Consider the following 23,248-nt stretch of genomic DNA (forward strand, 5'->3'; position numbering starts at 1 on the left):
AGGTTTCCCGACGACATGACCAACGACGACGATCCTTTCGCCGGATTCGAATCCGACCAGACGATGATCAAGCCCAATCCCGGCGCGCGCCGCCGCACCGGGAGCACGCAGGGGCCGTTCACGCCCGGCGCGGCATCGCCCGATGCAAACGCGCACGCCTTCGACGCGGCCTTCGCGCAGGGCGGCGCGATCAATCCGCTGGTCGCCGCGTGCGCGCCGCTGTTGCAGCTCGCGCCGCGCATCCGCACGATGAGCGCGTGTGCCGATCCCGCCGCGCTGCGCGATTCGCTCGCGGCTGGCGTGCGCCGCTTCGAAGCGCAGGCGCGCGTGAACGGCGTCGCGGCGGAACAGGTGACGGCGGCGCGCTACATCGTCTGCACGATGCTCGACGAAGCCGCGTCGTGCACGCCGTGGGGCGCGGGCGTGTGGGCGCGTCAGAGCCTGCTCGTCACCTTCCATAACGAGGCGTGGGGCGGCGAGAAAGTGTTCCAGTTGCTCGCGCGGCTCGCGCAGAAGCCCGCGCAACATCTGCATCTGCTGGAACTGGCGAGCATGGTGCTCGCGCTCGGTTTCGAGGGACGCTATCGCGTGGCGGCGCAAGGCAGGCAGGCGCTCGATGCGATCCGCACGCGGCTCTATCAACTGATCCGCAAGGAGCGCGGCGAGCCGGAACGCGCGCTCTCGCCGCACTGGGAAGGCGTGCCCGCGGCCCGGCGGCGCACGACCGACGTGCTGCCGGTGTGGGTCGCCGGCGCGTTCGCGCTGCTGGTGCTGACGCTCGCTTATCTGGCGATGAGCTTTCGCCTGGGGCAACTGTCCGATCCCGCGTTCAACACGCTCGCGTCGATCCGCGCGGGCGCGCAACGGCCGCTCGTCGTCACGCAGGCGGCGCGGCCGCGTCTCGCCGAATTTCTCGCGCAGGAAATCCGCGATGGCCAACTCGCCGTCGATGACCGTGTCGATCGCTCGGTGGTCACGCTGCACGGTGACAACGTCTTCAGGCCCGGCAGCGCGGAAGTGTCGGACGCGGTGCGGCCGCTCATCGAACGGATCGCGGCGGCGCTCAAGGCGGTGCCGGGCAACGTGCTCGTCACCGGCCACACCGACGACCGGCCGATCCGCTCGGCGCGCTATCCGTCGAACTGGGAACTGTCGCAGGAGCGCGCCGCGAACGTGCGCGACCTGCTCGCGGCCACGGTGCCGGCGGCGCGTCTGAAGGCGGAAGGCAAGGGCGAAGCCGATCCCGTCGCGCCGAACGATTCGCTCGCCGGCCGCGCGCGCAACCGGCGCGTGGAAGTCACGCTGTTCGCGAAGCCCGGGTCCTGACCATGAAGAAGCTTCTGAAGATCGTCTTCCATCCGCTGCTGTTGCTCGTCATCGGACTTCTGCTCGTTTCGGGCGCGATATGGATCGCCGGGCCGCTCGTGTCGATCGCCGGCAAGTATCCGCTCGAAACACGCGATGCGCGCTTCATCGCGATGGGCTGCGTCGTGCTGCTGCTCGTGCTGCGCCATGCGTGGGTCGCATGGCGCGCGCGGCGCACGCAGGCCGCGCTCTGCGCCGGACTCGCCGCGCCGCCCGAGATGGCGCGAACCAATGCAGCGCCTACGCCCGGCGAAGCGGAAGTCGCGACGCTCACCAAACGCTTCGACGAAGCGCTCGGCGCGCTGCGCGATGCGCGCATCACCGCGTCGGGGAGAAAGCCGGGCTGGCGCGACTGGATCACGCTCTCGGGCAGACAGTATCTGTATCAGTTGCCGTGGTACATGTTCATCGGCGCGCCGGGCGCGGGCAAGACCACGGCGCTGGTGCATTCCGGGCTGCGCTTCCCGCTGGCCGAGCGCTTCGGCACCGACAAGATTCGCGGCGTCGGCGGCACGCGCAACTGCGACTGGTGGTTCACCGACGACGCCGTATTGATCGACACCGCCGGCCGCTACACCACCCACGAAAGCGACCGCGACACCGATCAGGCCGCGTGGCAAGGCTTCCTCGCGCTGCTGCGCAAGACGCGTCCGCGCCAGCCGATCAACGGCGTGCTGATGACGCTCGCCGTGCCCGATCTGCTCGCCGCGACGCCCGCGAGCGCCGGCGACATGGCAGCGACGCTGCGCGCGCGGATGCGCGAGCTGATGCAGGCCTTTCGCACGCGCTTTCCGGTCTATGTGCTCGTCACCAAAACGGACCTGCTGGCGGGCTTCACGGAGTTTTTCGCGGATCTGTCGAAGGACGAGCGCGCGCAGGTCTTCGGCTTCACCTTTCCGTACGATCCGAAGCGCCCGCTCAGCGAAGCCGAATTCGCCGCGCGCGTCGATGCCGAGCTCGATGCGCTCGAAGCACGCCTCGTCGCGCGTCTTCCCGAGCGCCTGAACACGGAGACCGGCATCGCGCAGCGCGCCGCGATCATGGGCTTTCCGCAGCAGTTCGCCGCGCTGAAACCGGTGCTCGCCGAGGCATTGCGCGCGACCTTCGTGCAGTCGAAGCACGACGACATCCCGCTCGTGCGCGGCGTCTATTTCACGAGCGGCACGCAGGAAGGCACGCCCATCGACCGCGTAATGGGGTCTCTCACGCGCGCGTTCGGTATCGAGCGCGGCGTGCAGCCAGCGCGCGCATCGAGCGGGCGCAGCTTCTTTCTCGAACGGCTGCTCACGCGGGTCGTGTTCACGGAACAAGGCCTCGCCGGATCGAATCTGCAATGGGCGCGGCGGCGGCATCTGTGGCGGCTCTCGGCCTACGCGGCGATCACGGCTGTGAGCGCGTGCGCGCTCACGCTCTGGGGCACGAGCTATCTGCGCAACCGTTCCTACGTGGCGAGCGTCGATCAGACCGCGCAGCTCGCGAAGCAGGCCGCGGCGGGCACGACGGCCGCGAACGCGAATGTGGTCGCGCTGCTGCCGCTGCTCTCGGCGGTACGCAATCTCGCCTCGACCCCGCAAGTCGATGCCGCGCATCCGCCGCTCGCGATGAAGCTCGGCCTGTGGCAAGGCGCGAAGCTCGACGCCGCCGCGAACGACGCGTACGAGCGCCTGCTCGACGATCTGTTCCTGCCGAAGCTCGCGGCGCGCATCGAGGAACAGGTGCGCGGCGCAAACCCGTCGAACCCGGGCTACGCGTATGAATCGCTCAAGGCGTATCTGATGATGAACCAGCCCGATCATCAGGACGCCGATGCGCTCAAGACCTGGATCGTCACCGACTGGGATCGCACCCTGCCGCGCGAAGTCGGCAACGAGGAGCGCGCCACCCTCGCCGCGCATCTCGATACGCTGTTCGCGCGCGGCGTGGTGCATCCGAATCTGCCGTTCGACGAACGCCTCGTCGCGCATGTGCGCGCGATGCTCGCCACCAGCACGCTCGCGCAGCGGGTGTACGGGCGCGTGAAGCAGCAAGGCGTCGGCGCGGACTTTCCGGAATTCACCGTGGCGCGTGCGGCGGGGCCGAACGCGTCGCTCGTGTTCGTGCGTTCGAGCGGCAAGCCGCTGACGAATGGCGTGCCCGGCCTGTATTCGTTCGATGGCTATCACAAGGCGTTTCTGAAGGCCGTCGATCAGGTCTCGGTGCAGCTCGCCGCCGAAGAGCCGTGGGTGCTCGGCATCCGCGACCAGAGCGGCCTGCCGCGCGGCGATCCGGCGGCGGTGCAGCGTCTGACCGAAGACGTGCGGCTGCTCTATCTCCAGGACTACGTGCGCGTCTGGACCGAGTTTCTGAACGACGTGCGCATCGTGCGTTCGGACAACCTGACGCAGTCGGTGCAGATCGCGCGCATCCTGTCCGCGCCGGATTCGCCGCTCGCGATGCTGATCAAGGCCGCCTCGCGCGAGACCACGCTCGGCGCGAAGCCCGACAGCGAAACCACGGTCGTCGATAAAGCCACCGACAAGATCAGCGCGGCGCGCCAGCAGTTGCTGAACATCATCGGCGGGCCGGACCCGACGCGCATCGCGCCGGTCGCGCCGGGCACGCGGCTGGAGAGCATCGTCGATGACCGCTTCACCGGGCTGCGCGCGCTCGTGACGAGCCCGGGCGGCGGTCAGCCGCCGCCCGTCACGCAGATGCTCGCGTTGATCAACGACGTCTACACCTACCTGAGCGCGACCGACGAAGCCCTCCAGCAGAAAACCGCGCCGCCGCCCTCGGACGCGCCCGCGAAACTGCGCACGCAGGCGGCGCGCATGCCCGAGCCGATCCGCACCGCGCTGCTCGATCTCGGCAGTCAGGGCGCCGCGCAGACGCAGCAGGTGCGGCGCGCCAACATGACGGGCGATCTGAAGGAGTCGATTTCCGCGTACTGCGTGAGCGCGGTGGGCGGGCGCTATCCGTTCAATCCCGGCTCGACGCGCGACGTGCTGCCCGAGGATTTCGGCGCGCTGTTCGCACCGGGCGGCAAGTTCGACGACTTCTTCCAGAAGAACCTCGCGCAGGACGTCGATGTTTCCGCGAAGCCGTGGGCCTTCAAGAAATCGGATTCGTCGGCGACGCAAGTGAGCCCGGCGGGACTCGCGCAGTTCGAGCGCGCCGCGACCATCCGCGGCGTGTTCTTCGCGGCGGGCGGCAAGACGCCCGCGCTCACGCTCAAGTTCAAGCCGCTCGACATGGACCCGACGATTCTCTCCTTCACGCTCGATGTCGACGGGCAGGTGCTCAACTACGCGCACGGCCCGCAGATCGCGACGACGATCCAGTGGCCCGGCGCGCGCGGCTCGGGACGCGTGAGCCTGCAACTGACGCCGCCGCCGTCGAGCGGCGCGAGCAACGTGATGTTCGAAGGCCCGTGGGCGCTGTTCCGCATGTTCGACCGCCTCGACGTGGAGCCGACCGATCAGCCCGAGCGCTTCATCGTGACCTTCGATGTGGAAGGCCGCAAGGCGCGCTTCGAAGTGACGGCGAACAGCGTCGAGAATCCGTTCCGCCTCGCGGATCTGCGCAAGTTTTCCTGTCCGGAACGCCTATGAGCGACGATCTCGGCGCGACGCTCGTCGATGGCGGCGCGGGCATCGCGGGCTGGTACGGCAAGCTGCCCTCGCTCGGCGATTTCGCCGCGCGGCGTCTGTCCGACGCGTTCGTCGCGCCGTGGGACGCGTGGCTCGCGCAGCGCGTCGCGGAGACGCAGCACGCGCTCGGCGCGGACTGGCTCGAACTCTATCTCACGTGTCCGGTATGGCGCTTCTTCGCGATGCCCGGCGCGATCGCGCCGACGCTCGCCTCGTGCTGGACGGGCGTCGTGATGGCGTCGGTGGACCGCGTCGGGCGGCATTTCCCGCTGACCATCGCGGCGGCGCTGCCGTGCGCGCCGTCCACGGGCGCGGAGGTCGCCGCGCTGTGGCAATGGCTTTCGGCGATCGAAGGCGTCGCGCTCGTCGCGCTCGATTTCGATCACAGCATCGAGCGCCTCGACGAGCAACTCGCCGCGCTGCCCGTGCCGGTGCTGAGCGCGCCGGCCGCCGCCACGCGCTCAGCCGTGCTCGACGAGCCGTGGATCGTGCAGTCGCCCGAGGCGCTGCCCGAGACGCTCGCGCGCAGCTTCGCGCCGGCGTGGCAGAGCGAGGTCTACGGCATGAGCATGTGGACCTCGGCGCAGTCCGCGAGCCCCGCCGATCCGCCCGACGCCGCGCCGCGCCCGTTCACCGTGTGGCCGGTCTACGGGCTGCCGGACACGGCGCTCTTCACCACCCTGTTGCGGGATTGCGGATCATGAACGCGACTGGCCGCGCGCCCGAAGACGACCGCGACGACGGCAGGACCGAGAACAACGCCGGCGACGACCGGACGGTGATCGTGAGCGGCTTTAGGCAACAGGACGCGCCGGGCGCGACGCAAGCCTTCGAGCAGGCAGCCACGCACAACGTCCTGCCGACGGGCACGCGGCTCGGCGAATTCGAGATTCTCGGGCTGATCGGCGAAGGCGGCTTCGGCATCGTCTATCTGGCTTTCGATACCTCGCTCGACCGTCATGTCGCGCTCAAGGAGTACATGCCGTCGGCGCTCGCCGCGCGGGTCGGCGCAACGCAGGTGCAGGTCCGCTCCGCGCGCTACGAGAGCATGTTCCGCGCGGGTCTGAAAAGCTTCATCAACGACGAGGCCCGGCTGCTTGCGCGCTTCGATCATCAGTCGCTCGTGAAGGTGTACCGCTTCTGGGAAGCCAACGGCACCGCCTACATGGTGATGCCGTACTACAAGGGCGTGACGCTCAGGGACGCGCTCAAGGCCAGAAAAACGCCGCCCGACGAAGCCTGGCTGCGCGCGCTGCTCACGCCGCTCGTCGATGCGCTCGCCGTGCTGCATGCGGCGAACTGCTTTCATCGCGATATCGCGCCGGACAACATCATTTTGCTGGAGGAAAGTCATCGGCCCGTGCTGCTCGATTTCGGCGCGGCGCGACGCGTGATCGGCGACATGACGCAGGCGCTGACCGTGATCCTGAAGCCGGGCTATGCGCCGATCGAGCAGTACGCCGAAGTGCCGTCGCTCAGGCAGGGACCGTGGACCGATCACTACGCGCTCGCCGCGCTCGTCTACTTCGCGATCACCGGGAAGACGCCGCCGCCGTCCGTCGGGCGGATGGTGAAGGACAGCTATCAGCCGCTCGCGAAGCTCGCAGCCGGGCGTTACTCGGAGCGCTTTCTGAAGGCGATCGATCACGCGCTCAGCGTCCAGCCCGCGAACCGGCCGCAGACCGACCGGCAGTTCGCCGCCGAACTCGGCATTTCCCTCGACGAGGACGCGGCGGGCGGCGGCGCGAGCGGCATGACGCCCGGCGCGCGGCGGCGCGTCGGCTGGTTGCTCGGTGCGGCCTGCGGACTCGCGACGGCGGCGGCGCTCGGCTTCTTCGTGCCGAAGCTGCTGTCGCACGCGCCTTCCGCTTCTGTCGATCGCGCGGCGAACGTCGCGAGCGCGCCGGTTCCGGCTTCCGCCGCGCCTGCCGTGGCATCGGCGGCATCCGGCGTGCAGGCTCCGGTCGCACCGCCGCCCGCATTGCCACCCTTCACCCCCGCCGATGAATTCACGCGCATCGCCGCGCTCGCGGACCCGTCCATCGTCGTGAAGGCGGAAGTGCCGCAGCCGCGCGCCGTCATCGGGCGTGACCGGCTGCGCTTCTCGATCACGAGCAATCGCGATGGATATCTCTACGTGTTCGTCGTCGATCCGGCGAACCAGTATCTGCAACTGTTCCCGAACGAACTCGACCGCGACAACCGCATCGGCGCGAAGAAACGCCTCGTGCTGCCGCGCCCGAGCTGGCCGATGGAAGCGGGCGAGCCCGTCGGCGCGAATCATTTCATCGCGATCGTGTCGAGCGCGCCGCGCGATTTCGCGGCGCTCGACATGACGCACGATTCCGTGTTCGCGAGCCTCTCGCCCGAGGCTCAGAACGCGGCGGCGGCGCAGCGCACGCTCACGGCGTCGCCGTTCGCGGGCGTGCCGTCGTGCGGCAGCGGGACGCCTTCGTGCCCGGTCGCGTTCGGCGCGGCCGCCTTCAAAATCGATGTCGTCCATTCGTCTAAATAGCGCAACGCGCATCACGCCGATGACGCGCGGCACGGCAAGTCGAAAGCCACTGCGGCTGGACGAGGACATCATGGCACCACGAACGCGCGGCCGAGCCGCGAAGTCGGGACGCACGCCCGGCGTTTCTCCTTTAGCCGCGCGCGCCGCGCTTTCCCTGCTTTGCACGATGCTCGCGGGCGCGCTCGCCGCGTGCGCGAATTCGCCGACATCGACGCCCGCGCAAGTCGCGCAGGCGCGCGACACGGCCTCGACCAGCGCCGCTTCCGAGGAACCGGTCGAACAGGCGCCGATCGTCAGCGCGGCGGCATCGGGGCGTGAGCCGGGGATCGTCAATCCGTTGCCCGCGAGTCCCACAGCCGCGCTGTCCGGCACCGCGACGCCCTTCGCCACGAAGAACGCGCTCTACACGCCTGTGCCCTTTTCCAGCGTGCCGGGCTGGTCCGGCGACGACGTCGCGCAATCGTGGGACGCCTTCCGGCGCGGCTGCTCGGTGCTGTCGGGCAAGGCCGCGTGGGCGGCGCCCTGCGCGGCGGCGCGCGGCATCGCCGCCAGCGACAACGCCGCGGTGCGCCGCTTCTTCGAGGACAACTTCACGGTCTACCAGATCCGCAACGTCGACAGGAGTTCGCGCGGCGTGCTGACCGGCTATTACGAGCCGGTCCTGCGCGGCAGCCGCAAATACGGCTCGCCTTACGTCTTCCCCGTCTACGGCGTGCCGCGCGACATGCTGTTCCTCGATGCGCGCCGCCTGCCGCCGAATGCGCGCAGCGAAGCGGTCATGGCGCGCGTCGAGGGACGCACGGTGGTGCCGCTCGCGGCGATCGCGACCGGCAATGCGAAAGGCGTCTACGCGCTCGACCTCGGCAACAGCGTGCCCGACATCCGCGACAAGAAGCTGCGGCTGCGTCGCGAGGGCAACCGCATCGTGCCTTACTATTCGCGCGCGCAGATCGAGCGCGGGCGCATCGACGCGCCGGTGCTCGCGTGGGTCGCGGACCCCGCGATGCTCTATGCGATGCAGTTGCAAGGCGCGGGGAAGATCGTGCTGCCCGATGGCGCGGGCGTCATCCGGCTCGCGTACGCCGAGCAGAATGGGCTGGCCTTCAATCCGCCGGTCGCGAGTGCGTCGAGCCAGGGCCGCAAGGTGCTCGTGCGCGGCGTCGAGATCGATCTGGACGAACGCGACGTGAGCACGCAGGAAACGCCCGGCCATATCGATGCGTCCAATTCCGACGACGCGCCGAAGTCCGTGCTGCTGCGCGGCGCCGCCGACGCCGATCCGCCCGACGACACGGCGGCACGCCCCGAAGGCCCGCCCGAATCGCCGCTGTTGCGCGGCTTCAGTCTCGCGAAGGGCGCGACGCCCGCCGTGCGGCCGGCGCGCGTGAGCACTTCGCCGTCGGCGGTGCACACGTCGGTTCAATCCGCTGCGCCCGCCACCGAGACATCCGACGCGCCCGCGCCATCGATCGCCTATGCGTTCGCATCGTCGGACCCGAGCTACGTTTTCTTCCGGGCCATCCCCGATTCCGCCGCCGGGCCGATCGGCGCGCTCGGCGTGCCGCTATCGGCGGAACGCTCCGCGGCCGTCGATCCACGCACGACGCCGCTCGGCGCGCCGGTATTCATCAACGCGACGGAAGCGGCGAACGGTTCGCAGGTCTCGCGCCTCCTGATGGCGCAGGACGCGGGCGGCGCGATTCGCGGCGCGGTGCGCGCCGACTACTTCTTCGGCACCGGCGAGAAGGCGCAGCAGAAGGCGAGCCGCATGAAGCAGCCGGCGCAGATGTGGGTGCTGCTGCCCAAGGGCCTGCGCATCTCGGCGAAGGAATCGACGGTGCGCGTGCGCGGCGGTCCGGCGATGCCGAGCGCCGATTGCGTCGTGAGCGACCCGGACCTGTGCGTCGACGATACGCCATCGAGCGCGCCATGAAGCACACGCTGGAGCGAGCATGAAATTCCTCGTCGCCGACGATCATGAACTGATCCGCCATGCGGTGAAGTCGCTGTTGCGCGGTCTCGATCGGGAAGCGCAGTTCGACGAAGCGGATAGCTGGGACACGCTCGCCGCCGCCGCGCATCCCGACGCGAATCACGATCTCGCGATCGTCGATCTGCACATGTCGGGCATGGCGAGCGCGTCGTCGCTGACAGCGCTGCTGAAGGCCAATCCCGCATTGCCGCTCGTCGTGCTGTCGGCGGAAGAATCCGTCGATGAGATGCGCGCCGTGCTCGCGGCGGGCGCGCTTGGCTTCGTGCCCAAGCGCGAGCCCGCCAACGTGATGCTCAAGGCCATCGAGCTGGTGCTATCGGGCGGTGCCTACGTGCCGATCGAAGCGCTCTGCCTCGTCGATGCGGACGCCGTCGCGCCGCATCCCGCCGACGCGACGCAACCGCTCAGGAACGCACCCGGCGCGCCGCTCGCATCGCATCACCGGCATCTGATGGAGAACCTCTCGCCGCGTCAACGCGAGATCATGCGGCTCGTGCATCGCGGCTGCACGAACAAGATGATCGCGCGCGAACTGCAACTCGCCGAAGGCACGGTGAAGGTCCACCTTTCGGTGATCTTCCGGGCGCTCGGCGTGCATAGCCGCTCGGCCGCGATCGCCGTCATCAACGACTGGCTGCGCACGGGACGCGAGCTATGACCGCGCCCAACGTGCTCATCTGCCTGCCGACCCATCACGACGACGTGCACATCAACTTCGCCTTCTCGCTGATGGAAACCGCCCGCGCGCTCACTGACGCGGGCTGCGGCTTCCAGACGATGCACGTGGGCTCGTCGCACGTGATTCGCGCGCGCAACTTCTTCGCGAGCTATTTCGTCGCGCATCCGGAGTTCTCGCATCTGCTCTTTCTCGACACCGACATGCGCTTCGCGCCGCAAGCGGTCATGAAGCTGCTCGCCGCCGGCAAGTGCGTGGCGGGCGTCGCGTATCCGTACCGGCGCGTGAACCTCGACAAGTGCATCGGCGAGGCGGATCAGGGGCTGACGCTGCGCGCATGGCTCGAAAAACATGCGGACTACACGGTGCGTCTCAGGACTTCCGGCGACGGCCACGCGCGCGTCACCGATGGTTTCGTGGAAGCGGAGCACGTCGGCACCGGCATCTTTCTCGCGCGCCGCGATGCGTTCGACCTCACGCTGCCGTTCACGCAATGCTATGCGCCGCCCGAGCAATATCGCGACGCGCTGCCAGATGGCCGCTTCTACGGCTTCTTCGACACCATCGAGGAACAGGGACATTACCTGTCCGAAGACCTTTCGTTCTGCCGGCGCGTGCGCCTCGCGGGCGCGCAAGTGTGGGCGCTCGTCGATGAGACCGTGGTGCATTACGGCGCATCGGAAGTGGCCGGGCAGTATCTGCGTGCGCTGCGCATGCGCGGCAACGTCGCGTGACGCGCGCCAAGCGCAAGCCCCCGAATCACGCCGCCTCGTGCCCCTGCCCGTGCGGTTGCAGCAGCATGTCGAGCGTGCGGCGCAGGCGCGTCGGCGTGACCGGCTTGTGCAGCACCGGCACGCCTTCTGCCGCCAGCGCCGCGAGTTCGGGCGATGTCATGTCGCCCGTGATCATCACGCGTGCGAGACCGTTGTGGCCGCGCCGGCGCAACGCCTCGCGCACCGCCTGCATCGCTTCGATGCCCGTCTGATGACGGTCGATCCGATAGTCGCAGAACAGCACGTCCGGCACGAAGCCTTCGGAGATCGCGCGCACCGCGGCGAGCTCGTCGCGGCAGCCGCGCACGACGCAGCCCCAGCGCGCGAGCAAGGCGCCGAGCGCGTCGAGATTCGCGGGATCGTCATCGACGCACAGCACGCGGCGGCCGTCGATGAACGCGCTCATCGCGGGCGACGCGACGAGGCTCGCGGTGACGAGACTCGCGTCGCCGGTTGCGACCGGCACGCGCATGGTCGTGCCGCGGCCGGGCGCGGAGCGCAGCATCGGCTCGCAGCCGATCAGGCGCGTGAGACTGCGCACCGTCGAAAGCCCGAGACCGTGACCCTGGCGGCCGTCGCGATGCGCGAGCGGCGCCTGATAGAACTCCTCGAACACGAGCGCGTGCTCCTGCGGCGCAATGCCGATGCCCGAATCGCGCACTTCGATGAAGCAGCGCTCGCGGCTCGCGGCCCGGCGCACACCGACCCACACGGCGCCGCGCTCGGTATAACGCACCGCGTTCGCGACGAGATTGACCAGCACGCGTTCGAGCAGCACGGGATCGGTGAACGCGACGCAGGTCGTCGGCGCGATGCGCAACGCCAGCCCCTTCGCGGCCGCAGCGGGACGAAACTGCCGTTCGATGCGCGCGAGCACGTCGGAGAGATGGAAGTGCTGCGGCATCACTTGCGTCACGCCGCTTTCGATGCGCGCGAGATCGAGCACCTGATTGAAGAGATGGTTCAACGCCTCGACATTGCCGACGATATGCTGCGCGGTGTCCTCGCGCTCGGCTTCGCTCGCATGGCGATCGGTGAGCGTCTGCGCGAGCAGGCCGATCGCATGCAGCGGCTGACGCAGATCGTGACTCGCCGCCGCGAAGAAACGCGTCCTCGCGATGCTCGCTTCTTCAATCACGCTCTTTTGCCGCGCGATGGTTTCGGCGAGCCGCTGCTGATCGACGCGCGCCTCGACGATGCCGCGAAAGAGTCCGCGATACTGCGATGCGAGCCGATCCACGGCGGCGATGAAAATGACGAGCGCGACGCCCAGTTCGAGCCGGCCATGTTCCGGTTGCAGAAGATGCAGCGCGGCAGCGGGCAGAAGCAGTGGCATCACCGCGCTGCGAAGGTTGAGAAGGTTCAGGCCATTCGCGCCATAAGCGAGCGCCGCGAGCGCGACGAGCAGCACGATATGCGCGGCGGCGAGTCCCGCAAACGCATGCTGGAACGCGAACCAGACTGACAGGCCCGGCGCGCTGTAGAGCGCGACGTTCCTCAACGCGTGCAGTTCGATCCACCGGCGCGCGCCGAACCGCGAGGGCCGACGCCGACGCCACGCCCACAAGCCGATGGATAGCCAGATCGCCACGCCATAGAGCAGCACGCAAAAGAGCGGCAGCAGCCCTTCGCCCGCGCGTGCGCCATAAACGACGACGAGAAGCACGATCGCACAGGCGTGCGTCGCAAAGGAGGCGGGATCGGAGGCATAGAGCGCGCTTGCGACATCGTGGTCGATATCGGCGTCGGGCACGCGCTTTCGTTGATCGCCATGCATTCTGTCATCCCCTTGGCCGGTATACCCAGGCGTTTAGACGACGGCTATTACCAACGGCATATTGGTCGGTTGGTAGGAAAAAACCATACTCGATTCGTGGCCACCTGAATGGGGGGATGACGAGATGGAAACCCTGACCCTGGACGTCGCGCAGGCAAGCGGCGCGACTCCGATGCTCACCGATCTGTGGCGGCGGCGCACGAACCTGTCGCACGACGAGATGCTGTCGATCTATAACCTCGTGCAAGGCGCGCTGCGCACGTATCATCCGCCCGAGCTGCATGCGCTGCGCGAGGACAAGGAAGAGCTGATCGCCCAGTTCATCTATGCCAAGGTGTTGCGCCTCGAACCCGGCCACGGCGCATCCCATGCGGGCGAGCACAGCGCGCCGTCGAGCGGTTATGCGGTGTGCGCGTATTTCAGGCGCTTTCTGATCGATCACCTGCGCAGCGCGAGCCATCAGCGCGACGTGTCGATGGAAGTGGATGGCGTCGAAGAGCAGATGGACGAACACGCGCACGCGATGGACGATCCGATCCGCTCGGTTCTGATTCAACATGGACTCGATGAAGCGCGCGTGCGGCATCTCGCCCGCGAGTTCATCGGCGGACTCGACAAGTACGAGCAACTGGTGCTCGCCGGCACCTTCGGCTGGTGCTCGGGCGACAAGGGCGGCCTCTTCGGCATCGCGTCACGGCATCACATTCCTTCGTACCACTATCGGGCGCTGAAGCTCGGCGTCACGCTCAAAAAGTCCGCGCAAAGCGAGGATTTTGCGGCGACCAAGATCGGTCGATGGATCGGCGGCACGCTCGGCATCTCGATCAGCGCGGACAATCAGTCTGCCATTCTGCTCGTGCTGAATCTGCTCGCGCTGGAGTCCAGTCAGTGCGCGCCGTGATGGTGTCCTGAGCGCCGCTCGTTCGCAATTTCAGGCGAGCGCGGCGTGCAGATAGTCCGCCGCGCAACGCGCCCGCATGTGAGCGAAACCGTCGCACGCGAGCCGCTCGCGCTCCGTGTACGAGGCAAGCAGTTCGGCGGCGCGTGTGGGCAATGCATCGTAATCGGCGAAGGCGATGGCGTGCGCGAGCGGCGCTTCATCCTGCGGGTTCGCGCAACGCTCGCTCAGCACCGCGCATCCGTTGGCGAGCAAGTACGAAAGCCGCACGATCTCGAGCACGCCGTCGGCGCGGCTGTGCACGTTGAGCAGCAGCTTCGCACGCGCGATGAGACGGTCGCGCGCGCGTCCGTAGAGGCCGAACACCGCGATCGCATCGACGCCCGCCGCGCGCATTCTGTCGATGATGTTCGCGCGCCTCGCACACAGCGAACCGAAGAACAGCACGTCGATATCGCGCGGCTCGGCAAAGCGGATGCGCGTGAGTTCCGGCACATAACCGATCGGCACCACGCGCCCGACATGCACGCCGAGCGCTGCGAAAGCGCGTGCGTTCGCGGCGCTGTAATCCCACACGACATGACGGCGCAGCAGCGCGAGCAGACCGGGCGTGATCCATGCCGATCCCGCTTGGACCTGTTCGAGATTGTAGAGAATCGCGTCCGGCGCGAGCGTCAGTCCGCAATGCGGCAGAAGGTTCGAACCGAGCACGATATGGCGTCGCCCGTCGAGCTTGCCTTCGCGCGTCATCACGCTGTCGTGACCGAGCGCGCAGAGCGCATGATGAAGCGTTTCGGCCACCTCGTGGAATGCGGCGGAATGCGCATAGCCCGGCGGCGAGACCACGGTGACGGCGAATTTCATCGGCCTTCGATCATCGCCGATGTGAGGCAGAGGGTGTTGAAGGGTCCGCTGATGTAGCCACGCTCGCGCGGTCCGATCGACAGGATCAGTTGAATGGAGCCGCCCGCATAAAACTTCGTGGTGGGTTGAGCGAGGCGCTTCGCCGCATCTTCCGAGACCCGCGACTGCGGTTTCGTGAAGCCCCAGTAAGCGTTGAGTTCGGCGCCTTGCGGCAGGCGCAGCACCCAGCAGTTTCGCAGATCGCCCCAGTCGTTGGAGATGGCCCAGCGACGCCGGACATCGCGGATCAGGCGATCGATCGTCCGCTGTGCCAGGGCTTCGAGCACTTCCGAGCCGTACATCCAGTATTTGCCATATGCGCCCTTCTCGTGGCGGTTCGAATCCGAGAAGCGCACCACGGTGAGCGGCCCTTCCAGAACGGTGTGTCGAACGGTTGTGAGAAACGAAGCTTCCTCCTGCACGCCCAGATCGAAGAAACCCATGATGTCCTTCCCGTCGGATGATTGTTCGATTGTTCCTTGCGTATAGACGAGCGGAAGCGATGCGGTTTGAACGGGCCGGACGGTTACGATGAAATGAAAATGCGCCGAAGATTCGCGAATCCGCGGCGCATGGGTTCTTCTGCGATCGAAGCGATTACTGTCCGCCGAAATAGATCTGCTTCAACTCTTCGGATGAAGCGGGCTGAACGACAGTGCGGGAACCGGATGTCGATGTGCCGGATGACACGCCGCCATAGCCGGTTGCGCCGCTCTGGGCCGTTACGCGCGCCTGAGCCGTCTGAATGTCCACCGGATAGTTTGGATCGTCTTTTGCCGGGTTATAACCGGCCTGCTCCAGTCGTTCGAGTTCGGCGCGCACCTGGGCGCGCGTCGGAGACGCATCGGTTTGACAGAACGCGGAAAGCGGCACGGCGAGCGCCGACGCAGCAGCAACCGCAATAACGAACATTTTCATGGCGACCTCCTCATGAATGCCAGCGAGCAGGATTCGAAAAAGGAGACCCGTAGCTGGCAATCGGAGTTTAGGCGGCGAAGCCTTCAACTTCGATACGACCGGACACGGCCCGTCCGACATGACGGGATACGGCTGACACCTGTTCGCAGGTATCAAACGAACGACAAGCGAGAAAATTGGAATGCAGGCTGGACATCGGCATGCCTATCGTATTTATTTAGATTGCCTACAGAGCGTTGACGATAGCTTTGTCGGGAAACTCCAGAATAAAATGATTTTCATGTGCGTCGATATCATTGTTTCCGCCGCATTCAGCTATGCGTTTCTCTCGGTGCTCGAATGGATTTTCCATAGGTACTTCATGCACAGGAGATCGCGCATCACGGCATGGAGCGGCTTCGTCAAATCGACGCACTACAAACACGCCGTCCTGCATCACAACCTCTATTACAAGCGCTTCGATCACGAACCCGATCCGCATGGCCGGTATATCAGCGTGGACCCCGACTTCGTCTTTACCACGGTGCTCGCCGTGCCATTCGTCGCGGCGCTGTATCATTTCGATCACATCCTGGCTCTGGTTTTCTCTCTCGTTCTCGCGCTTCATCACATCGTCTGGATAGCCGCTCACAGGCAGATGCATATGCCGAGCGACGCGTTCTTCAGGAAGTGGTATCCGTACCGGTGGCTCGCGCGCAATCACTGGATGCATCATCGTTATCGGAATGTGAATTACAACCTCGTCTTTCCACTCGCCGATATGCTGTTCGGCACGTACAAGGCGCCCGATGAACGCGACCGCGAGCAGATGTCGAAGAATGGCGTCTGCGGCTGAAGACGGCGCGGTTCATGCAGGCTCAGGTGCCTCCGGGTTCGACGTGGCCTTCTGGTCGGCGGGTGCGGGCGGCAGCCAGAACTCGATGTTGCCGGGAATGCCATCGAGGTTGGGCGGGATGGACCGGACTCCGATCGTGCCCGGCATCGCGTGCGAGACGTCCTCGTACTTCGCCGCGAGCGCCCGCGCACAGTTCTCGTCGCGCTCGTCGACATAAAGGAAGGTCGGACGCGGCCAGCGGAACGGGGCTCGCGTTCCTCGCCGGTCGGCCGTCGCCTGTACGTTCTCGATGCCCATCCATCGCACACGGCTTTTCTCCGCCGCCTTCTTCAGTGCGTCCAGCGACTCCTTGTTCCGGTCGTCCTCCGAATAGATCTGCGCGTAGAGCTTCCGGCCGAGTGCGGACGGATCGCAGGACTTCGCGAGGTCCTGGTCCAGATTCGCACTGGTCTGCTTCGGCGCTTCCGGCTTGCCCTTCGGCGCCGCACTTGCCGATTTGCCCGCGTCCGACGGCGCGGGCGCGGGCGCTATCGGCGTGACGTTTTTCCCAGCGAGCGGGGCGTTCGCCGACGTCGGCTTCACGATCGACGTGGACAAGTCGATTTTGCTCGCGGCCAGCGCCATCTGATTCGGTTCACCGTTGCCGGGCGCGAACATGGTGCCCTGGCTGATGAGCGTCGCGCGATGGATTTTCGTGCCGTCCATGTACTGGTCTTCGCGTATCGCGCAGCGATAGGCAATCGTCGTCGATGCTGCCGGCTCCAGCTTCGGCACATTCGCCTGGTTCGGCCGCGACGGATTCCAGTACCAGGATGTCGGCGTGAACTGCTGAACGCGGCTGTCGCTGCCGCTATCGAAGAAGCGCGACCACTGACGCGTGAGATCGCACTCGGTGACATCGGGGTTGTCGCAGAATCGCGTGGCCAGTTGCAGGATATTCGCCGTTTGCACGCGCGCTTCGTCCGTCGAGCCGAGCGCGGTGCTGGCCCGATCGAGTTCGGCGATCGAGAGCTTCAGGCTGACCGGTTCGACGCAATCCTGCTCGACTTCGGTGGCCAGCTTCCTGAGCGTCGTGTAATACGTGTCGCGCACCGTGTCGTGCGCGTGCAACTGGCTCTGCACGGTCTGCCAGAGACCGGCCAGCGCACTCAGCGAAACGCCGACGCCAAGCGATGTCCGCACTGTCTGCTGCACGCGCGCGCGGCGGCTCGCCGATGGTTGCAGCGGCGCCAGCGACTGCACTTCGCCCGGCACGCCGGCCGCCGACGGCATCAGCGGCAATACGCGCGCCTGCTCGCAGACCGAGGGCAGCGTCGCGAGAAAGTTCGGCGTGAGTGCGTAGCCGAATTCGACACCGAGCGCGTGATAGCTCTCCCACTGCTGTTCGGAAAAGAGCTGATGCGCAGTGGACTCCTGCGGAAACACGGGATTGCGATCCGCATAGCCCACGACGTCGAGCGGCATGCTGTCGGTGCGGCGCGGCTTGACGATCAGCAACGTGCCGCGCGAACCGTCGCAATACCCGATGCGCGCGAGCAGCAGGAACGCGGGACCGGCGGAAGCGGTCATCGAATAGGGCGTGGCGAACCAGGCCGGACTGACGCCGCCGTGCGCCGGAAAGGTCGAAGGGTCGAGGAATTCGATCGTCGCGGTGAGATCGATCTTTGCCTTGCGCACGAGATTTTCGACATCGCCGAAAAGATAATCGGGGTCGGCTGCGGCATCGACGAGCACGATCAACTGAAGCTTGCGCTTGAGGAGCGCATAGACGCCCGAGTTCTCGAAGTGGCCTCCGTCCGACGCATACCAGAACCGGGAGCGCAGGCCCGGGAACGAGCCGAACGCTTCGGAGAAGACCGCGCAATACTTCGGTATGCAGATCCATGCCCAGCGAGACAGACGGCTCATCGTCCCCGACCCGGCGTTGATCGACACCCAGTAGCCGAGCCGCAACCCGCTCATGTACAGCAAAAGCGCGACCCCGCTGCGCGTATAAAAGCCCATGCCCGAGGACACGGCGGCGCCGGACACCGCGGTCCATTCCGCAAGCGAGGTCCTGCCGAGCCGCGGGTTATCCGCGGGCGGCTCGCCTCCGGTTTCGACGCCGCGCGGTCCCACGACGAGCGCGACGCCGCGCCTGTCGGCGTTGTAGGTGCCGGTGCGGTCGTCACGCGTCTGGTTGACGCAGCAATTGATCAGATGCAACGGGCCGCCGGATTCGTGCGGCACGTAATCCGGGTAAGGGATGTCGTCGCCGGGCAAGGCTTCGTCGACACGTCTCAGTTGATTGGTCGCCTGGCGGTCCGCCTCGCAGGTGATCTGCTGCGGGAAACGGTTGTGATTGCCTACCGACGTGTACGCGCGCGCGAGCCGGGCGCGATACAGATAGTGCAGCGACGAGAGGTTCGTCGACTCGATCTGGCGTCCGGTTCCCGCGACGAACACCGCGATGCCGAGCAGCACCAGCCCGAGCACTTCGAGCGCCGAGGCCGGGTGGCGGGTGCCGAGATACAGCACGAAAGTGAGGGCGAGCAACGCGAGCCATGCGAGCAGCGCGACGGTCACCCAGCCGAGCACATGCGCGACGGCGAGCCAGTCCATGTTGCGCATCCAGCTCGGGCCGGAGTTGCCCTGCAGCGACGGCAGGATCGCGCGAGCCGCCACGAGCAGGAGCACGACAGCCGCGGAGATCGCGTTCAGGCTCGTGACGAACGGGCTGTTGCTGGCCGTCCAGATCGTGAAGACCCACCACGTGGTCGCATCCATCACGGCCGCGCACAACGTGAAGACGAGCACGAAGAGCGCCTGCTTGAGCAGGCCGGTCAGCGCGAGCCGCTGCATCGCGATGGGGTTCGGATCGTTCGTGTTCGTCTTCGTCCGATATATCCATCGCTGAATGCCGAGACAGCAGAAGATCAGCCAGCCGAGCCCGGCCGACGCGGCAATGAACGCGACCGCGCAACCGGCCAGAAAAGCCACGCCCGCGCCGCACCAGTAGTACGCTTCGGCGAAGCCGCCGGTCATCGCGAATGCGACGCCGCCCATGATCGCCACGGCGAGCGCCCATAGCAGCGCGCCCGTGATGCGCAGCACGAGGAAGCAGTGTGCCCAGATCAATCCCGTGCAGATGAACGCCGGAAGCGGCACGGCGATCAGCCACGCGGACGGCAGCCATTGCGAACATTCGCCCGCCATGATCCTCGTCTGCGCGAACCAGACGCTCGAATGCGGCAATGCAACGATCACGACCGCGGCGAAGATGAGCAGCATCAGCGAGAACTGCGACACCATCCAGCCGCGCAGCGCGCTCGCGCCCGCCATCCATTCGTCCTGCGCGCCGGCGGGAATCAGATAGCGGCCGTTGTGCCTGAGCCACCAGAGGAACATCGAACGGTCGTCCGCCATGCAGGACTCGGCCTTTTCGGCGTCGCCCGTGCTGCAGATGAGCCTGCCGATCGCCGCGCCGACGTAGCCGCCGCCCGACACGGTCGACATGTAGTCGAACAGGCGAAACGAGCGCTGCTTGGCGAGACCGCGTATGACGCCGAGCGCGAAGGTCGCGCTGCGGATGCCGCCGCCCGAAAGTGCGAGCCCGTATTCCGGCCGCCGGGCCGGACCTTTGGGTTCGCGGCACTTTTTACGCCTGTCGTCGACGCATGTGTGTTCAGCGTCGAATCCATTCGAGGCGCCGGAACCCGGGTTCTTGGTGGTGCTCATATCGGCCCTCGCGTGCTGGCATGACAAGCATTCCTGATTGTCGAAACGCTATCTCCGATCAGCTTCATCGGTGCGTTTCAGCTTAGAACGCGGGTTCATCGCAAACAGAAGATTGGCCGACGCCAACGCTATCTTGGCCGATTCGAACTCGCGCGCGATGGATTCAATTTTCGGCGAGTCCGAACGTCTTAAAGACAACCGCGTCAGAACCATTGCACCATGCATCACCTGATGCCCGTGCAACCCTGCAGCAGTTCCCGAAGCGTCTTGCCCTTCTCGAACATTTTCCCGAACGACTTCTGCTGCAACCGGCAACCGATCAGATAGCCCAGCTTTCTATAGCTCTCGAACTGAGCTTCATCGAACCATTGGTCGAGCGTGGTCTGCTGCGGAAAAGTATCGTTGGTCAGCGCGTAATTCACGAGGTCCGATGCGGTCGAGATGACGTCCTTGGTCAATGTGGGCTTGACCAGAATCAGCGTGCCGCAGAACGCGTTTACCGTGGGATCCGTGCTGCTCGCGGGATACTTGATGATGCCGTCCACCACGTACGCTTTGCTCTGCGGCGGCGGCCTCTTGCTGCCCTTTTCCAGATGCCGCAGCGGATCCACGTCGATGACGATATCGACGCCGAAATCGGCCGAGCACTTGCGGATCGTGTCGGCGAGATCGTCGAAACGCAGCGGCGCGTCCTCGCCGCAATCGCAGACCACGATCAGCTCGGCGCGCCGGCGCACGAGTTCGTAGAGGCCCAGATTGTCGAAGTGACCGCCATCGGAGAGATAGAGATAGTCGGACTTCGCGTCCGCGTGACCGAACAGCTCGTTCAGATACAGTTTGCCGCTGAACGCCGGACTCGGCGGCACCGGCCCTTCCGGCGTCTCGCGGACCGGGTTCGGGCACCATCTGCCCAGCCGCACGTTGAAGAGCGTCAGCAGGAACGCCACGCCCGGATCGGTATGGAAACCCCAGTTCGGACTCGCCGCAGCGCCCGAGATCGCCACCGCGCCGCCGAGCATCGGGCCGACGTCGCGAAGGGTGCCGGACCTGCGCCGCAAGACTTGTCCGGGTCCGGTTCTGGACGCGGTGCGCATATAGTCCGCGGTCCGCACGAACTTGCCCGCCCCTTCCTGCCGGGAAACGTAGGCCTGCGGCAGGCCAAAGCCGCAATAGAGCGGCGAGAAGAAAAACGAGCCGGCCTTGCGCTGTTGCCACGCGAGGCTCTGGCCTTCGGTCAGATTCACCGACGTGTTCAGGAGGTGATAAGGCCGCTGCACGTATGCGCCGTCGTCGCCCTGCGGCGGCGCGCATTGCGTCGTCGCGCCGTCGCTTTTCGGCTCGGGCCCGCACGCGGCCAGCCGGTCGAGCGGGATATCGTCGGCGGGATCGAAACCCGTGAACGGATCGGGCTCGCGCTTCCGATTCCCGTCGCCGCAGCGCGACGCGCCGAGATAGCATCGGGTCAGCCGGTTACGATAGAAGTTGTGCAGCGAGAACAGATTGACGTCCACGCGCCACGCCAGCAACGCCCACGCGGCCGCCGTGCCGAGCAGGACCACCAGGCCCATGCGCGCCCACGGCACGCCGACCGGAAGGCTCGTCTGCGCCGTCATCTGCGCGAGCGTCGTGTCGAGCACGCACAGATACGGTTGCGAATCGCCCTTGTGCGGCGGGCTGCATGCGGACAGCACCTCGGACGGATCGAGCGCCGCCTGCCAGATCGCGTGAATCGCGTACGAGAGCAGAATCAGCAGTCCGACGATGAATACATGCGGCACCACGACCAGGAGACGCTCGGTCCACGACGGCCCAGGGCCGCCCGTCTTGTTCGACGCCCCCTTCAGCACGCCCCAGAGCGACGCCAGCAGCCACGCCGCGCCGCCCGCGCGCGCCCAGTTCGAGCCGAAGACGACGAGCGCCGGCCCATACACCGACACGACGAAAATCCCGCCTACGAAGACGATGATGGACATCAGCCAGCCGCCGTAGCGCGCCCACCACTCCTGCACTTCGTATTCGAAGATGCGGCCCACGAGCCCGAGATGCACGACGATGATGAGCGAGAGCACGCCCAGAATCAGAAACGGCGCGACCGATATCGCGATCCATATCACGGACTGGACATCCGGCGCGCCGGAAGCCGCCATGCCGAAGGTCGCGTGCGCAATGCCGAGCAGGCTGCGGACGAGCCACAGCCCGAATCCGCCGGTCGCGCCGGCGAACAGGCCGAAGAACACGATCCAGAAGCGATTGCGCCAGCGCGCGCGGTCGCTGGACACCGACTGCGGCGCGGGACCGGTCTGCGGCTTGTTCGCGGGCGCATCGAAATCGACGTTCATGCGCTCGGCCGGAAGCATGGTCGAGCCGACGCCGAAGATGACCACGAAGACGAGTATCCAGGTCAGGACGTCGTCATGGGGAAGCGGATGGTCGAGCGTCGCCAGAATCGTCATCGCCGCCGTGAGGATGAACGAGGCGAGGATGCCGGGGCCGAGAATCCACACGAGCACGAAGCTCGTGCAGGCGGTCTCTGCGTTCCCTTTCGAGTCCATGTTGCGCCGGATGTTCCGGATGCTCATCCACAGCAACGCGGCCACGATTCCGATCATCCCGGCGACCGGCCATCCGGCATCCTGCCCGACGAGCGACTGCGTCCCGCGCATCAGCAGAAACAGGACTCTCGGCACCAGGAGCAGGAAGCTGAGCATCAGGATCAGCATGCTCTGGATCAGCGTGAGATTGCGCAGATAGGCGGCGATCGCGGCGAGGGTGTCGGTGCTCAGCAGGCCGAGTCTCGGCGTCAGATAGTTGCTGTACTCACGCAGAAAGACGATCGACGGATCTTCACGGTCCTTCTGGACGCCCATCTCCGTCGTCGGACTGAGTTTCGGCTCCAGCTCTTTCGGCGTGCCGCTGCGACACCTGCGGTAGACCTGCGCCGACAGCCATGCGCCGATATAGCCGCCGCCGGAAACGGTCGAAAGATAATCGAAATGACGCAGCAGCCCTTTCTCGCATAGCGACTGAATCATGCCCAGGCAGAACGTCGCGCTGCGAATGCCGCCGCCCGAGAGCGCGAGCCCGGTGAGCGACGTTCCTCTCCCGGTCATGGTGTCGCGCGCTAAAGGATCGACCACCTTTCTCGTGCGATTGACCTGTCTGAGCTCGTCGGCCATCACCTTTTTGAAAGGATCTTCCGCTGGGCCGTTCGTGTCCGCCTGACCATCGGGATTCGCCATCGCCAGCCTC

General features: G+C 66.4%; 15 protein-coding genes. 9 read left to right on the forward strand and 6 right to left on the reverse strand.

Annotated features, from left to right (window positions below; genetic code table 11):
- The first annotated feature begins 15 nt into the window (after positions 1-15).
- The 7 genes from QCE73_RS35750 (at position 16) to QCE73_RS35780 (ending at position 10,912) form a co-directional block, all read left to right on the forward strand.
- Positions 16-1,326: a DotU family type VI secretion system protein gene (locus QCE73_RS35750; RefSeq protein WP_035504750.1), complete on the forward strand. Its 1,311-nt coding sequence runs from the start codon at positions 16-18 to the stop codon at positions 1,324-1,326.
- 2 nt (positions 1,327-1,328) lie between these two features.
- Complete coding sequence (tssM, locus tag QCE73_RS35755; RefSeq protein ID WP_309885599.1) at positions 1,329-4,955, forward strand: type VI secretion system membrane subunit TssM; 3,627 nt, start codon at positions 1,329-1,331, stop codon at positions 4,953-4,955.
- Positions 4,952-5,698: a type VI secretion system-associated protein TagF gene (tagF, locus tag QCE73_RS35760; RefSeq protein ID WP_309885600.1), complete on the forward strand. Its 747-nt coding sequence runs from the start codon at positions 4,952-4,954 to the stop codon at positions 5,696-5,698. Before tssM ends, tagF begins: the two co-directional genes overlap by 4 nt.
- Positions 5,695-7,509: a serine/threonine-protein kinase gene (locus QCE73_RS35765; protein ID WP_309885601.1), complete on the forward strand. Its 1,815-nt coding sequence runs from the start codon at positions 5,695-5,697 to the stop codon at positions 7,507-7,509. Before tagF ends, QCE73_RS35765 begins: the two co-directional genes overlap by 4 nt.
- A 70-nt stretch (positions 7,510-7,579) precedes the next feature.
- Entirely contained in the window at positions 7,580-9,442 is a 1,863-nt protein-coding gene (locus QCE73_RS35770; RefSeq protein WP_309885602.1) for an MltA domain-containing protein, read from the forward strand.
- Between the two features lie 19 nt (positions 9,443-9,461).
- The gene (locus tag QCE73_RS35775) at positions 9,462-10,160 is read left to right on the forward strand and encodes a response regulator transcription factor (protein ID WP_250486739.1); all 699 of its coding nucleotides are present in this window, start codon (positions 9,462-9,464) and stop codon (positions 10,158-10,160) included.
- Complete coding sequence (locus tag QCE73_RS35780; protein WP_309885603.1) at positions 10,157-10,912, forward strand: hypothetical protein; 756 nt, start codon at positions 10,157-10,159, stop codon at positions 10,910-10,912. The genes QCE73_RS35775 and QCE73_RS35780 overlap by 4 nt, the downstream gene beginning before the upstream one ends.
- 25 nt (positions 10,913-10,937) lie before the next feature.
- Here QCE73_RS35780 and QCE73_RS35785 read toward each other — a convergent pair whose 3' ends face one another.
- A complete protein-coding gene (locus tag QCE73_RS35785) occupies positions 10,938-12,728 on the reverse strand; it encodes a hybrid sensor histidine kinase/response regulator (protein ID WP_309885604.1) in 1,791 nt (596 codons plus the stop codon).
- Positions 12,729-12,852: 124 nt separating this feature from the next.
- On the opposite strand from QCE73_RS35785, the gene QCE73_RS35790 reads away from it, so the two are divergent.
- Positions 12,853-13,629 carry a hypothetical protein gene (locus QCE73_RS35790; RefSeq protein WP_309885605.1) on the forward strand — a complete coding sequence of 259 codons (777 nt, stop codon included), beginning with the start codon at positions 12,853-12,855 and terminating at the stop codon, positions 13,627-13,629.
- Between the two features lie 30 nt (positions 13,630-13,659).
- Here the strand turns inward: QCE73_RS35790 and QCE73_RS35795 are convergent, their stop codons facing one another.
- From QCE73_RS35795 to QCE73_RS35805, 3 genes are all read right to left on the reverse strand, one after another.
- Entirely contained in the window at positions 13,660-14,490 is an 831-nt protein-coding gene (locus tag QCE73_RS35795) for a hypothetical protein (RefSeq protein WP_309885606.1), read from the reverse strand.
- Entirely contained in the window at positions 14,487-14,972 is a 486-nt protein-coding gene (locus QCE73_RS35800) for a hypothetical protein (RefSeq protein ID WP_035504769.1), read from the reverse strand. The genes QCE73_RS35795 and QCE73_RS35800 overlap by 4 nt, the downstream gene beginning before the upstream one ends.
- Positions 14,973-15,126: 154 nt before the next feature.
- Positions 15,127-15,447, reverse strand: a complete 321-nt coding sequence (locus QCE73_RS35805; RefSeq protein ID WP_035504772.1) for a DUF4148 domain-containing protein — start codon at positions 15,445-15,447, stop codon at positions 15,127-15,129.
- 271 nt (positions 15,448-15,718) lie between these two features.
- Here QCE73_RS35805 and QCE73_RS35810 point away from each other — a divergent pair, with 271 nt between their 5' ends.
- A complete protein-coding gene (locus QCE73_RS35810; RefSeq protein ID WP_035504774.1) occupies positions 15,719-16,282 on the forward strand; it encodes a hypothetical protein in 564 nt (187 codons plus the stop codon).
- 12 nt (positions 16,283-16,294) lie between these two features.
- On the opposite strand, the gene QCE73_RS35815 is transcribed toward QCE73_RS35810, so the two are convergent.
- A complete protein-coding gene (locus QCE73_RS35815; RefSeq protein WP_309885607.1) occupies positions 16,295-19,999 on the reverse strand; it encodes a patatin-like phospholipase family protein in 3,705 nt (1,234 codons plus the stop codon).
- A 224-nt stretch (positions 20,000-20,223) separates the two neighbouring features.
- The gene (locus QCE73_RS35820; RefSeq protein WP_309885608.1) at positions 20,224-23,238 is read right to left on the reverse strand and encodes a patatin-like phospholipase family protein; all 3,015 of its coding nucleotides are present in this window, start codon (positions 23,236-23,238) and stop codon (positions 20,224-20,226) included.
- Between the last annotated feature and the right edge of the window lie 10 nt (positions 23,239-23,248).

It is taken from the genome of Caballeronia sp. LZ029, assembly GCF_031451275.1.
GTDB classification, from domain to species: Bacteria; Pseudomonadota; Gammaproteobacteria; order Burkholderiales; family Burkholderiaceae; genus Caballeronia; species Caballeronia jiangsuensis.